Origin of the sequence: Variovorax sp. LjRoot84, from assembly GCF_964254305.1 — a bacterium.
Taxonomy (GTDB): Bacteria; Pseudomonadota; Gammaproteobacteria; order Burkholderiales; family Burkholderiaceae_C; genus Variovorax.
On the sequence record NZ_CAXUTE020000001.1, the window covers coordinates 1,928,795 to 1,939,930 of the forward strand.

Genomic DNA, 11,136 nt, shown 5'->3' on the forward strand with positions numbered 1-11,136 from the left:
CGATGCGAGGCGCGCGCCCGGCATCGTAGGCTCGGCGCTGATTGGAGACTGATCACCGTATGGACCGCCCGCACTACAAGTTCTGGCCAGAGCGCCTGCCTCGTTCGATCACCGTTCCCGCCACCTCGCTGTGGCACAACCTCGCCACTTCCGCGGCGCGCTTTCCGGACAAGGCGGCCATGGTCTTCTTCGGCCGCGAGACCCGCTACCGCGAGCTCGCCGACCAGGTCGAGCGCCTGGCCGGCACGATGCATGCGCTGGGCGTGAAGCGCGGCGACCGCGTGATCCTCGACATGCAGAACTGCCCGCAGCTGGTGATCGCGCATTTCGCGATCCTCCGCGCCAATGCGGTGGTGGTGCCGGTCAATCCGATGAACCGCGCCGAGGAGCTGAAGCACTACATCACCGATCCGGATGCCAGGGTCGCCATCACCACCGGTGACCTGGCGCCCGAGCTCGCCAAGGCGAGCGACGCGCTCGCGCCCAAGGACCGGCTGGCGCACATGATCGTCACCCAGTTCACCGACGCCTTCGATGCCGACACCGGCGGCGACGAGGCGCCGCCGCCGGTGTGGCGCGACTGGCTGCTGGCGCGCCATCCGCTGCCCGCGCTGGCGGACGGCGCCGTCATGGCGTGGACCGATGCGCTGAACTCCGGGCATGCGCCGCCCGAGCACGTGGTCGGCGCCAACGACATGGCGCTCCTGCCCTACACCAGCGGCACCACGGGCCTGCCCAAGGGCTGCATCCACAACCATTCGAGCCCGATGCACAACGCCTTCGCGGGCCAGCTCTGGGGCCTGGGCTCGTGCGAGGCGGTGGTGCTGGCCGTGGTGCCGATGTTCCACATCACCGGCGTGGTGAGCATGATGCACACCACGATCCTGGTCGGAGGCACGCTGGTCATCATGCCGCGCTGGGACCGCGAGGTGGCGGGGCGCCTGATCTCGCGCCGCAAGGTCACGAGCTGGACCAACATCCCGACCATGGTCATCGACCTGATGGCCAGCCCCAACTTCGCGAACTTCGACCTCAGCAGCCTCACCTACATCGGCGGCGGCGGCGCGGCGATGCCGCAGGCGGTGGCGCAGCGGCTGCTGGAGCAGTACGGGCTGAAGTACCAGGAGGGCTACGGCCTCACCGAGACCGCGGCGCCCTCGCACACCAACCCTTTCGAGAACCCCAAGCAGCAGTGCCTGGGCATCCCCTACCTGAGCACCGATGCGCGCGTGGTCGACCCCGACACCTTGAAGGAGATGCCGATCGGCGAATCGGGTGAGATCATCATCCACGGCCCCGAGGTGTTCCAGGGCTACTGGAAGCGGCCCGACGCCACGGCCGCGGCCTTCGTCGAGTTCGAGGGCAAGCGTTTCTTCCGCTCCGGCGACATGGGCCGCATGGACGAGGACGGCTACTTCTTCATGACCGACCGACTCAAGCGGATGATCAACGCCAGTGGCTTCAAGGTCTGGCCGGCCGAGGTCGAACTGCTGATGTTCCGCCACCCGGCGATCCAGGAAGCCTGCGTGATCTCCATGAAGGACGACTACCGCGGCGAGTCGGTCAAGGCCGTGGTGGTGCTGCGCGCCACGCACAAGAACACCACCGAAAAGGACATCATCGACTGGTGCCGCGAGAACATGGCGGTCTACAAGATTCCGCGCGCGGTGCAGTTCGTCGATGCGCTGCCCAAGAGCGGCAGCGGCAAGGTGATGTGGCGGCTGCTACAGGAGGCGGAGAGCAAGGGAACGGGGTCCTAGTCGCGGATTTCGACCTCGGCTTCGATCTCCACCGGAATGTCGAAGGGCAGCTCGGCCATGCCGACTGCGCTGCGTGCGTGCGCGCCGACCTCGCGCCCGTAGAGCTCGAGGATCAGGTCGGAGAAGCCGTTGATCACGGACGGCATGCGGTCGAAGCCCGGTGCCGCGTTGACCATGCCGAACACGCGGACCCAGGCCGTGATGCGGTCCAGGTCGCCGAGCGCGCGCTTCAGGCTGCCGAGCATGCCCAGCGCGGTCAGGCGCGCCGCCTCGTAACCATCCTCGAGCGTGAGCTCGCGCCCGACCTTGCCGAGCGGCTCGGCGAGCGAGCCGTCGGCATGCTGCGGTCCGTGGCCCGAGATCAGCGCCCGCTGTCCGACGATGCGCACCCAGGGAAAGGGCAGCACCGCGCCGGCGGGCATTGCAATCGGCGGCGGGAGAACCAGGCCCAGGGATTTGAGTTTGTTTTCGATGTGCGTCATGGGGTGTCGTGAATGAGCCGTCGTCCGAGGCTGACCACGTCGTCCTGCGTGTACCCGAGCTTGCGGTAGAACGCGATGACCTCGGCATTGGACGAGCGGATCAGCAGGTTGATCTTGGGGCAACCGCGTTCGATGAGCAACTGTTCCGCTTCCTGCATCAGCGCCCGGCCGATCGACAGCCTGCGATGCTGCGGCGATACCGCAAGGTAGTAGACCCAGCCGCGGTGGCCGTCGAAGCCGACCATCGCGGAGCCGAGCAGCGCGTCGTTCTCGGTGGCGACCAGAAAGAGCTCGGGCTGTTCGCCCAGCTTGCGCTGGATGTCGCGGTGCGGATCGTTCCATGGGCGCGTGAGGCCGCATGCGTGCCAGAGTGCGACGACGCTGCCTTCATCGGAAGGCTGGAAAGGGCGAATCTTCATTTATTCGAACGGCGTGGTGATGAAAGTTTGAGGCGCATCACGTGGCGGCGTTTGCCTTCGCGCCCCACCTCGGCGAAGCCTGCCTCCGCGAACACAGGCACGAAGCCCATGAAACGGTAGCTTGGCGAGTCGGCGTCCACGGGATAGGCCTCGATCATCTTCGCGCCATGCGACCGCGCGTGGCGCACCGCGGTGGCGATGAGCTGTCGCGAAATCCCCGTGCCGCGCAGTCTTCGGACGACGAAGAAGCAGGCGATCGACCAGATGCCGTCGTCGGCGCTCTGGTCGCCGACCAGGCGCCGGTAGGTCGAGCGCGGCGCAATGGAACACCACGCCACGGGCTCCTCGCCGGCATAGGCCAGCAGGCCCACCGGTGTGCCCGAGCAGACGCGCTCTTTCATCGCCGCCTTGCGGCTGGCGTCGTCCGCTTCCTTGGCTTCCGCGGACGATGCGCGCCAGGCCATGCACCAGCAATACTTGGGGCTTCCCTTGGCTTCGAACAGGCGCTCGAAGTCCGGCCAGCGCTCGGCGGAGACCTCGTGGAAGGCGAGCGGCTTTTCCACGGGGCTTTCGGCGCTCAGCCGCTCTGCTTGGCGTACAGAACCATCTGCGTACAACGGAAGAGGGCGATGGTCTTGCCCGTCTCCCGGTGCTTCACCACGGCATCCCATACCTGCGTCGTCTTGCCGAGATGGGCCGAGGTTGCCGTGCATTCGATGGTGCCGTCGCGCGCGGTGCCGAGATGGTTGGACTTGAGCTCGAGGGTCGTGAAGCCCGTCGCGCCTTCGGGCAGGTTGGCGACGCAGCCGTAGCCGCAGGAGGTGTCGGCCAAGGTGACCACGCTCCCCGCATGGAGGTAGCCGTTGGGCGCCATGAGCGATGTCTTCACCGCCAGTTCGGAACGCACTTCCGAGAGGCTCGCGTGCGTGATGACGATGCCGAGATGGCCGGGCAGGTTTTCTGCGCCGCGCTGGTTGAGGTGTTCGGGAGTCAACATGGGATGAACGCGATTCGATGGAAAGGATCAATTGTCGGGCGGTCCCTTGAGTTCGATCACGTTGCCCTCCGGATCGGTGATATAGATGGAAGGCCCCTCGCCCTCGGCGCCGTTTCGGGTCGCCAGCGGGCCGGCTTCGACCTTGTGGGCTTCGAGGTGGCGGCGAATGGCGGCCTCGTCGAAGGGCTCGACGCGAAAGCAGAAGTGATCGAGGTTGCGCCCCTCCTTGCCCGGCGCAGCACCGCCGGCGCGGCCGAGTTCGCCGTCCACCGGAACGAGGTCGACGAGCGAGCGCCCGGCGCGGAGCTGAACGAGGCCGATGGCATCCTGCCGCCGCTCGATCGTGCAGCCGAGCACCTCGCAGTAGAAGCGAAGCATCCGGTCGAGATCGATGACGCGCAGGACGAGGTGGTCGATGTCGCGGATGTGGATCATTGTGTGCTCCAGGTGGATGGGTCGCCGGTCGATCGCGTGCGCAGCATCAGCAGGGCGGGGCCGTCGGGCGTCATGACTTCTCCGTGGGCAACGAAGCCGGCCTTCGCGTAGCTGCGGATGGCGCGCCCGTTGTCCGGCGAAGGATCGGTTTGCACTTTGCTGACCTCGGGGTCCAGAAACAGGCGGTCGACGAATGCGCGCACCATCGCGCTGCCGAGGCCCGCTCCGAGCTCTTCCGCGTTGGCAAGGAACTGGTCGATGCCGCGCGCACCGGGGTCGGTTTCTTCCTCCCACCAGCCGTCGACGGAACCCATGACTACGTAGCACTGGATGAAGCCGATGGGGCGAGCTCCGAGCAGGGCGATATAGCCGTGCGTCGTGTCGCGGCCGGCGTCGGTCAACGGCGCGAACTCCTCTTCGACCTCGGCTCGCGTGGGGGAGGGCTGCCACCATTGGCTGACGTGCGGACGGCACAGCCATTCGTGAAGCATCGGAAGGTCCGTCATCTCGAGCGGCCGGAACGACAGGGATTCAGGCGGTTTCTCGCTCATGGTGGATCACATGTTCGAACGGAAGCGCAGGCGACGCCAGCGCGCGCGCCAGGAACGACGGCCGGATATCGAGTTTGCCGAGCCTTGCGCAGTCGAACCACTCGAAGGTCAACGCGAGTTCGCCCTCGCTGCCCATGAAGGGCCCGGGTCCTGCGAGCAGGCGCGAACCCGGGGAGAGCTCTGCCAGGAAGTACAGGCCGATTTCGTGGTGCTCCCGCCCGCGGTAGTTGAAGAAGTTCTCCACCACCCACAGCATGCGTTCGCAATGCACGGTCTCCGCCAGTTCTTCCCGCAGCTCGCGCACGACTGCGGCGGCAGCGGTTTCGCCGGGCTCGACCCGTCCGCCGGGCACCGACCAGAACGGATCGCCCTCGATGCGGTGCAGCAGCACAGCGCCCTCGTGCAGCACGACCGCTGCGGCTCGCAGGTTGAAGCGATGCGTGTCGGCGTCGAAAGAGATCATGGCCGCCGGCGGAACCGTCCGCTCAGGACTCTCCCCTGCCCCTGACCTCCGCCACCACCCGCGCATGCCGCTGGAAGCTCCAGTACGCGCTGGCCCAGTCCATCAGCACCACGATGCGATTGCGGAAGCCGATCAGGAAATAAGCGTGGGCGAACAGCCAGAACAGCCAGGCCAGCCGGCCCGAGAAGCGCAGCGGCCCGAAGGGCGTGCCGAGGTCGACCACGGCCGAGTTACGGCCGATGGTCGCGAGGTTGCCGTAGTCGCGGTAGCGGAAGGGCACCGTTTCCTTGCCCGCGATGCGGCGCAGGATGTTCACCGCCGCGGCGCGGCCCATCTGCTTGGCGCCGGGCGAGACGCCGGGCACCGGCTTCGGCTCCTTGCCCGGCCGGTGGCTCATGGCGGCCGCGAGGTCGCCGACCACGCTGATGTCCGGATGGCCCGGCACGTTGAGGTCGGGCAGCACCTTGACGCGGCCGGCGCGGTCGGTCTCGGCCCCGGTCGCGGCGGCCAGCAGGCGGCCCAGCGGCGAGGCGGCCACGCCGGCAGCCCAGATCACGCAGTGGCAGTCGATGCGGTGGCTGCCGGTGCCGGCGCCGCCGTCGCTGAAGGGCGATTCGACCGTGAGCCCGGTCTCGTCGATGGCCGTGACCTTGGCGTTGAGGCGCACCTGCACGCCGAGTTTCTGCAACTGCTCCAGCGCGCGCTGGCTCAGGCTTTCGGGCATGGCCTGCAGCACGCGCGGGCCGCCCTCGATCAGCAGCACCTCGGCGCTGCCCGGGTCGATGCGGCGGAACTCGCCTTCCAGCGTGTGGCGCGCGATCTCGGCCAGCGTGCCGGCCATCTCGACGCCGGTGGGGCCGGCGCCGATCACCGCGAAGGTCAGCAACGCGCGGCGCCGCGCCGGGTCGGGCTCGATCTCGGCGGCCTCGAAGCTCATCAGCACGCGGCGGCGGATCTCGAAGGCATCGGCCAGCGTCTTCAGGCCCGGTGCCATTCGCGCCCAGCCGTCGTTGCCGAAATAGCTGTGGGTGGCGCCGGCGGCCACGATCAGGTGATCCCAGCCGAGGCGGGTGCCGCTGGCCAGCTGCACCTCGTGCGCAACCGGATCGATCTGCGTGACTTCGCCGAGCAGGGTGGTGATGTTGGGCTGGCGGCGGAACAGGAGGCGCACCGGCGCTGCGATCGAGGGCGCCGCCAGCCCGGCAGTCGCCACCTGGTAGAGCAGCGGCTGGAACAGGTGGTGGTTGGTCTTGTCGACGACGGTGACGTCCACATCGGCGCCTTGCAGCTTTCGCGCCGCCTCCAGGCCCCCGAATCCGCAGCCGACGATGACGATGCGGGGGCGCTGGGAGGAGGTAGTCGTACTCATCTGCCGGATGATACGCAGGGCTCTGGCACGCACCAGCGTCTTGTGCCAAAGTGTCGCGTTCGACTGCGCGGGCTTGTCCTACGGCACCCGCCTGTCTCCATGGGCTAAAACCTTTCGATCCAAAAATTGGAGACCCCATGAATCTCATCCGGCCGGCCGCGCCTGCTGCATACGAGCTGCGCGATCGTTTCCAGGCGGTGCGTGCGCAAAGCCTCGCGCTCGCGGCGCCCCTCTCGGCCGAAGACCAGTGCATCCAGTCGATGCCCGATGCCAGCCCGACCAAATGGCACCTGGCCCATACCACCTGGTTCTTCGAGACCGTGCTGCTGCAGCCGCATGCCACGGGCTACCGCGTCTTCGATCCGCGTTTTCACTATCTCTTCAACTCCTACTACGAGGCGCTGGGCCCGCGCCATCCGCGGCCGCAGCGCGGGCTCCTGACGCGGCCTTCGCTCGATGAGGTGCATGCCTACCGCCGCCACGTCGACGAAGCGGTGGAGGCGCTGCTCGAGACGGCGGGCGAGGGCCGGGACTGGGATGCGATCGCGGCGATCGTCACGCTCGGGCTGCATCACGAACAGCAGCACCAGGAGCTCATCGTCACCGACATCCTGCATGCCCTGTCCTGCAACCCGCTGCTGCCCGCGTACCGGGCCGCGGCGGCGCCGGCGCTTCGCCTGGCCTCGGTACCGCCGCCGATGCAATGGCTGCCGCAGTCCGGCGGCCTGGTCGAGGTCGGCCATGGCGGCGCAGGCTTCGCCTTCGACAACGAGACACCGCGCCACGCGGCGCTGCTGCGGCCCTATGCCATCGCCGACCGGCTGGTGAGCTGCGGCGACTATGCGCAGTTCATTGCCGACGGCGGCTACCAGCGGCCCGAGCTCTGGCTGTCCGACGGCTGGGCCGCGGTGCAGGCCCAGGGCTGGCGCCGTCCGGCGTATTGGCTCGCGCCCGACGATCCGCGGCTTGCCCACCAAGGTGCGACGGTGAGCTGGCATGTCTTCGGCCTGCACGGCGTGCGGCCGCTGGAGCCCGAGGCGCCGGTGGCCCAGCTGAGCTTCTACGAAGCGGCCGCGTTCGCCGAATGGGCCGGCGCGCGGCTGCCGACCGAGTTCGAATGGGAGGCCGCACACGACGCGCCCGGCATCACGCAGATGAGCGGCCATGTGTGGCAGTGGACGCGTTCTTCCTACGACCCATACCCGGGCTTTCGCCCGCTCGCGGGCATCGCGACGGAATACAACGGCAAGTTCATGGTCGGCCAGCTGGTGCTGCGCGGCGGCAGCGTCGCCACGCCCGAAGGGCACACGCGCCCCAGCTACCGCAACTTCTTCCCGCCGGCCGCGCGCTGGCAGTTCTCGGGGCTGCGGCTCGCGAAGGGGCTCTGATGGGCAATCCTGCATTCAACCTCCACGCGTTTCGCACCGCGCAGCGGGCCGCGCCGCTTTCCAATTTCGGCCGCGAGCTGTTCGCGGGCCTGAGCCGCGGCGCGCGCAGCATCCCGCCGAAGTTCTTCTACGACGTCGCGGGATCGGCGCTGTTCGACCGCATCTGCGAGCTGCCCGAGTACTACCCGACGCGCACCGAGCTGCGCATCCTCACCGAGTGCGCCTCCGAGATCGCGGCCCAGATCGGCCCGAAGGCCGAGATCATCGAATTCGGCGCCGGTTCGCTCACCAAGGTGCGGCTCTTGCTCGACGCACTCGATGCGCCGAAGCGCTATGTGCCGATCGATATTTCCGGCGAGCACCTCGAAGCGGCGGCACAACGCCTGCGCGACGACTATCCGCGGCTGGTGGTGCAGCCCCTGGTGGCCGACTACACCATGCCGCTGGTGCTGCCCGCGCGCGGCGAGGGCATGGGCCAGCGCGTTGGCTTCTTTCCCGGCTCGACCCTGGGCAACTTCAGTCCCGATGAAGCGCTCGCCTTCCTGCAACTGGCCCAGCGCCTGCTGCGCGGCGGCGGCCTGCTGCTCGGCGTCGACCTGGTCAAGGACCCGGCGCTGCTGCATGCGGCCTACAACGATGCGCAGGGCGTGACCGCGGCCTTCAACCTCAACCTGCTGCGCCGCGCCAACGCCGAGCTCGACACCGATTTCGACCTCGACGGCTTCACGCATGCGGCCTTCTACAACGCGCCGCTGCGGCGCATCGAGATGCACCTGGTGAGCCGCCGCGCGCAGACCGTCACGCTCGACGGCCAGCGTTTCGCTTTCGACGAGGGCGAAACCATCCACACCGAAAACTCGCACAAGTTCACCGCCGAAGGCCTGCGTGCGCTCGCGGTGAAGGCGGGCTTCAGGCCGGCCGCGGTGTGGACCGATCCCGAGCGCCTGTTCAGCGTCCACTGGCTGCAATCGCCCGCGGCACAATAAGGTGCTGCCCGCGTTCTGCGGGCATGGAGACCTTGTCATGAAAGCAACCTGGAACGGCGTCACCATCGCCGAGAGCGACGACACCGTGCTCGTCGAAGGCAACCACTACTTCCCCATGAGCTCGCTCAAGCGCGAGCACGTGACCTTCAGCAACCACAAGACCACCTGCCCCTGGAAGGGCAGCGCAAGCTACTACTCGCTGCTGGTCAACGGCGAGCTCCACACCGATGCCGCCTGGTATTACGCCGACCCCAAGCCCGAAGCGGAGATGGTCCGGGACCGCGTCGCCTTCTGGAAGGACGTGAAGGTGACGGAGTGAGCAGCGGCCTCTTCAATCCGCCGTTCACGCCGCCCGATCGACTCGTCGCCGCATTGCGCCAGGACGGCTACGTCGTCCTGAGTCCGCAAGGCGTGGCCGAGTGGCTGGGTACCTCGCTGACCGAATTCGACGCGCTGCACGGCGACTGGGACCAACTGCCGCCCGACGAATACCTGAAGGACGGCGGCCGCTATCGCACGCGGCGCCATGCCTGCTTCACGGTCGAGGATGCGGCGCTCGAACAGGTGCCGCATCGCGCACACTGGCAGCCGGTGGAATACAACGCGCTGCATGGCGGCATGCAGCGCTGGTTCGCGCCGATGGAAGCGGGAACGTTGGCGCAGCCCGCATGGCAGCGGCTGCTGCGCGGCCTGGGCGGCGTGGCGAGCGGCCTGCGCGGCACGCAGCGCTGGTACGTGGAGGCGCACCAGTTCCGCATCGACACCGCCGATGGCATCGGCCGGCCGACGCCGGAGGGCGCGCACCGCGACGGCGTCGACCTGGTGGCGGTCGCGCTGATCGGGCGCCACAACATCAAGGGCGGCGAAACGCGCGTGTTCGAGGCCGCGGGCCGCCGCGGCGAACGCTTCACGATGACCGAGCCCTGGACGCTGCTCCTGCTCGACGACGCGCGCATGATCCACGAGTCGACGCCGATCCAGCCGCTGGTCGAAGGCCAGCCGGGCTGGCGCGACACGCTGGTCGTGACCTGCCGCGCCGACGCATTTCAAGGCGATTGACGCCACTTGCCGGACCGTAGCCGTCCTACAGTCCGGCCCTCTCCCTGGATGTAAATTCGGGGTCCGGCTCGCCCTGCGAGCCTTGCGAACGAAAGAGGTCTGCCATGTTCAATCACATCCTGGTCCCGATCGATGGATCCGAAACGTCGATGCTTGCGGTCAGCAAGGCCAGCGGACTGGCGCTGGCATTCGGCAGCCGCATCACCCTGATCCACGTGGTGGACAACTATCCTTTCATCGGCGTGGGCGCCGACTATGCGCTCGGCCAGAACGAATACCTCGCAGCCGCCACCAGCAGCGCCAACGCGGCGCTGGCGCGCGGTGTCGCGGCGCTGGCGGCGGAAGGGCTGCACAGCGACCAGCGCGTGATCGATGGCCACGTGGTGCACGAAGGCATCGTCGATACCGCCGAGGCGATCGCGGCCGACCTGATCGTGATGGGCTCGCACGGGCGCTCCGGCATCGAGAAACTGCTGCTCGGCAGCGTGACGCAGCGGGTGCTGCAGGATTCGAAAGTCCCCGTGCTGGTGGTCAAGGGCTGAGGGCCGGAGGCAAAGGCTTTTTTCAGGCAAACGGCGGCGGACTCTCGAAACGCCGTACTCGCCCGTCGGCAGGGTGCATGAACTCGAGCGCGCTCGCGTGCAGCAGCAGCCTCGGCGCGCGTTGCCGCACTTCCTCGCTGCCATAGAGCGCATCGCCGAGGATCGGGTGGCCGATCGACAGCAGATGAACCCGCAACTGATGGCTGCGGCCGGTCAGCGGCTCCAGCCACAGGTGGCTCGCATGGCGCTCGGGCAGCAGGCGCTTCACGCGCCATCGCGTCTGGCTCGGCTTGCCTGATTCGGGATCGATCTTCTGCAGCGGCCTTCGCGGCCAATCGGCTGCCAGCGGCGCATCGATCAGCGCCCATTCGTCGGTGAGCGGCAGCAGCCCGTCGACGATCGCTTCATAGCGCTTGCGCATTCGCCGCTGCGCGAAGGCATCGCCGAGCGCGCGCTGCATCGCGGGGCTGCGTGCCATCAGCACCAGGCCGCTGGTGGCCATGTCGAGCCGGTGCACCACCAGCGCATCGGGCCAGCGCTGCAGCGCCCGCGCACTGAGGCAGTCCTGCTTGTCCTCGCCGCGCCCGGGCACGCACAGCAGGCCGGCGGGCTTGTCGAGCACCAGCAGATGGGAGTCTTCGTGGATCACGCGCAGCGAAGTCATTGGCCTAGCAAGTCTAGAAGC

At 68.1% G+C, this 11,136-nt stretch carries 15 protein-coding genes; 6 read left to right on the forward strand and 9 right to left on the reverse strand.

Annotated features, from left to right (window positions below; translation table 11 throughout):
- Positions 1-59: 59 nt before the first annotated feature.
- Positions 60-1,760 (forward strand): long-chain fatty acid--CoA ligase, encoded by a 1,701-nt coding sequence (locus ACSQ9I_RS10030; protein ID WP_436313076.1) that lies wholly within the window; start codon positions 60-62, stop codon positions 1,758-1,760.
- Here ACSQ9I_RS10030 and ACSQ9I_RS10035 read toward each other — a convergent pair.
- From ACSQ9I_RS10035 to ACSQ9I_RS10070, 8 genes are read right to left on the reverse strand one after another with little or no spacing between them, the layout of a single operon-like run.
- On the reverse strand, positions 1,757-2,242 hold the full coding sequence (locus ACSQ9I_RS10035) for a RidA family protein (protein ID WP_436303454.1): 486 nt from the start codon (positions 2,240-2,242) through the stop codon (positions 1,757-1,759). The genes ACSQ9I_RS10030 and ACSQ9I_RS10035 overlap by 4 nt on opposite strands.
- Positions 2,239-2,661: a GNAT family acetyltransferase gene (locus tag ACSQ9I_RS10040; RefSeq protein WP_093102262.1), complete on the reverse strand. Its 423-nt coding sequence runs from the start codon at positions 2,659-2,661 to the stop codon at positions 2,239-2,241. The genes ACSQ9I_RS10035 and ACSQ9I_RS10040 overlap by 4 nt, the downstream gene beginning before the upstream one ends.
- Positions 2,658-3,224: a GNAT family N-acetyltransferase gene (locus tag ACSQ9I_RS10045; RefSeq protein WP_436313077.1), complete on the reverse strand. Its 567-nt coding sequence runs from the start codon at positions 3,222-3,224 to the stop codon at positions 2,658-2,660. The genes ACSQ9I_RS10040 and ACSQ9I_RS10045 overlap by 4 nt, the downstream gene beginning before the upstream one ends.
- A gap of 14 nt (positions 3,225-3,238) precedes the next feature.
- Positions 3,239-3,658, reverse strand: coding sequence for a PaaI family thioesterase (locus tag ACSQ9I_RS10050; protein ID WP_436313078.1), 420 nt, complete (start codon positions 3,656-3,658; stop codon positions 3,239-3,241).
- Between the two features lie 27 nt (positions 3,659-3,685).
- Complete coding sequence (locus ACSQ9I_RS10055) at positions 3,686-4,093, reverse strand: VOC family protein (protein WP_093102268.1); 408 nt, start codon at positions 4,091-4,093, stop codon at positions 3,686-3,688.
- Positions 4,090-4,644, reverse strand: coding sequence for a GNAT family N-acetyltransferase (locus tag ACSQ9I_RS10060; protein ID WP_436313079.1), 555 nt, complete (start codon positions 4,642-4,644; stop codon positions 4,090-4,092). The genes ACSQ9I_RS10055 and ACSQ9I_RS10060 overlap by 4 nt, the downstream gene beginning before the upstream one ends.
- Positions 4,625-5,107: an NUDIX hydrolase gene (locus ACSQ9I_RS10065; RefSeq protein ID WP_436313080.1), complete on the reverse strand. Its 483-nt coding sequence runs from the start codon at positions 5,105-5,107 to the stop codon at positions 4,625-4,627. Before ACSQ9I_RS10065 ends, ACSQ9I_RS10060 begins: the two co-directional genes overlap by 20 nt.
- Before the next feature lie 22 nt (positions 5,108-5,129).
- A complete protein-coding gene (locus ACSQ9I_RS10070) occupies positions 5,130-6,476 on the reverse strand; it encodes an NAD(P)/FAD-dependent oxidoreductase (RefSeq protein ID WP_436313081.1) in 1,347 nt (448 codons plus the stop codon).
- Positions 6,477-6,613: 137 nt separating this feature from the next.
- Here ACSQ9I_RS10070 and egtB point away from each other — a divergent pair, with 137 nt between their 5' ends.
- The 5 genes from egtB (at position 6,614) to ACSQ9I_RS10095 (ending at position 10,451) form a co-directional block, all read left to right on the forward strand.
- Entirely contained in the window at positions 6,614-7,864 is a 1,251-nt protein-coding gene (gene egtB / locus ACSQ9I_RS10075; protein ID WP_436313082.1) for an ergothioneine biosynthesis protein EgtB, read from the forward strand.
- Positions 7,864-8,850, forward strand: a complete 987-nt coding sequence (egtD, locus tag ACSQ9I_RS10080) for an L-histidine N(alpha)-methyltransferase (RefSeq protein WP_436303460.1) — start codon at positions 7,864-7,866, stop codon at positions 8,848-8,850. The genes egtB and egtD overlap by 1 nt, the downstream gene beginning before the upstream one ends.
- Before the next feature lie 37 nt (positions 8,851-8,887).
- Positions 8,888-9,169 (forward strand): DUF427 domain-containing protein, encoded by a 282-nt coding sequence (locus ACSQ9I_RS10085; RefSeq protein ID WP_093102278.1) that lies wholly within the window; start codon positions 8,888-8,890, stop codon positions 9,167-9,169.
- On the forward strand, positions 9,166-9,909 hold the full coding sequence (locus tag ACSQ9I_RS10090) for a 2OG-Fe dioxygenase family protein (RefSeq protein ID WP_436290683.1): 744 nt from the start codon (positions 9,166-9,168) through the stop codon (positions 9,907-9,909). The genes ACSQ9I_RS10085 and ACSQ9I_RS10090 overlap by 4 nt, the downstream gene beginning before the upstream one ends.
- A 104-nt stretch (positions 9,910-10,013) precedes the next feature.
- Positions 10,014-10,451, forward strand: a complete 438-nt coding sequence (locus tag ACSQ9I_RS10095) for a universal stress protein (RefSeq protein WP_093102281.1) — start codon at positions 10,014-10,016, stop codon at positions 10,449-10,451.
- Between the two features lie 22 nt (positions 10,452-10,473).
- On the opposite strand, the gene ACSQ9I_RS10100 is transcribed toward ACSQ9I_RS10095, so the two are convergent.
- On the reverse strand, positions 10,474-11,115 hold the full coding sequence (locus tag ACSQ9I_RS10100; RefSeq protein ID WP_436313083.1) for an RluA family pseudouridine synthase: 642 nt from the start codon (positions 11,113-11,115) through the stop codon (positions 10,474-10,476).
- Positions 11,116-11,136: the final 21 nt, after the last annotated feature.

Excerpts from the sequence above, each read along its gene's own strand:
- egtD (WP_436303460.1), top strand. The coding sequence starts at position 7,864 with ATGGGCAATCCTGCATTCAACCTCCACGCGTTTCGCACCGCGCAGCGG.
- ACSQ9I_RS10035 (WP_436303454.1), bottom strand. The coding sequence starts at position 2,242 with ATGACGCACATCGAAAACAAACTCAAATCCCTGGGCCTGGTTCTCCCG.
- ACSQ9I_RS10085 (WP_093102278.1), top strand. The coding sequence starts at position 8,888 with ATGAAAGCAACCTGGAACGGCGTCACCATCGCCGAGAGCGACGACACC.
- ACSQ9I_RS10100 (WP_436313083.1), bottom strand. The coding sequence starts at position 11,115 with ATGACTTCGCTGCGCGTGATCCACGAAGACTCCCATCTGCTGGTGCTC.
- ACSQ9I_RS10055 (WP_093102268.1), bottom strand. The coding sequence starts at position 4,093 with ATGATCCACATCCGCGACATCGACCACCTCGTCCTGCGCGTCATCGAT.
- egtB (WP_436313082.1), top strand. The coding sequence starts at position 6,614 with ATGAATCTCATCCGGCCGGCCGCGCCTGCTGCATACGAGCTGCGCGAT.
- ACSQ9I_RS10095 (WP_093102281.1), top strand. The coding sequence starts at position 10,014 with ATGTTCAATCACATCCTGGTCCCGATCGATGGATCCGAAACGTCGATG.
- ACSQ9I_RS10050 (WP_436313078.1), bottom strand. The coding sequence starts at position 3,658 with ATGTTGACTCCCGAACACCTCAACCAGCGCGGCGCAGAAAACCTGCCC.
- ACSQ9I_RS10040 (WP_093102262.1), bottom strand. The coding sequence starts at position 2,661 with ATGAAGATTCGCCCTTTCCAGCCTTCCGATGAAGGCAGCGTCGTCGCA.
- ACSQ9I_RS10030 (WP_436313076.1), top strand. The coding sequence starts at position 60 with ATGGACCGCCCGCACTACAAGTTCTGGCCAGAGCGCCTGCCTCGTTCG.
- ACSQ9I_RS10065 (WP_436313080.1), bottom strand. The coding sequence starts at position 5,107 with ATGATCTCTTTCGACGCCGACACGCATCGCTTCAACCTGCGAGCCGCA.
- ACSQ9I_RS10070 (WP_436313081.1), bottom strand. The coding sequence starts at position 6,476 with ATGAGTACGACTACCTCCTCCCAGCGCCCCCGCATCGTCATCGTCGGC.
- ACSQ9I_RS10060 (WP_436313079.1), bottom strand. The coding sequence starts at position 4,644 with ATGAGCGAGAAACCGCCTGAATCCCTGTCGTTCCGGCCGCTCGAGATG.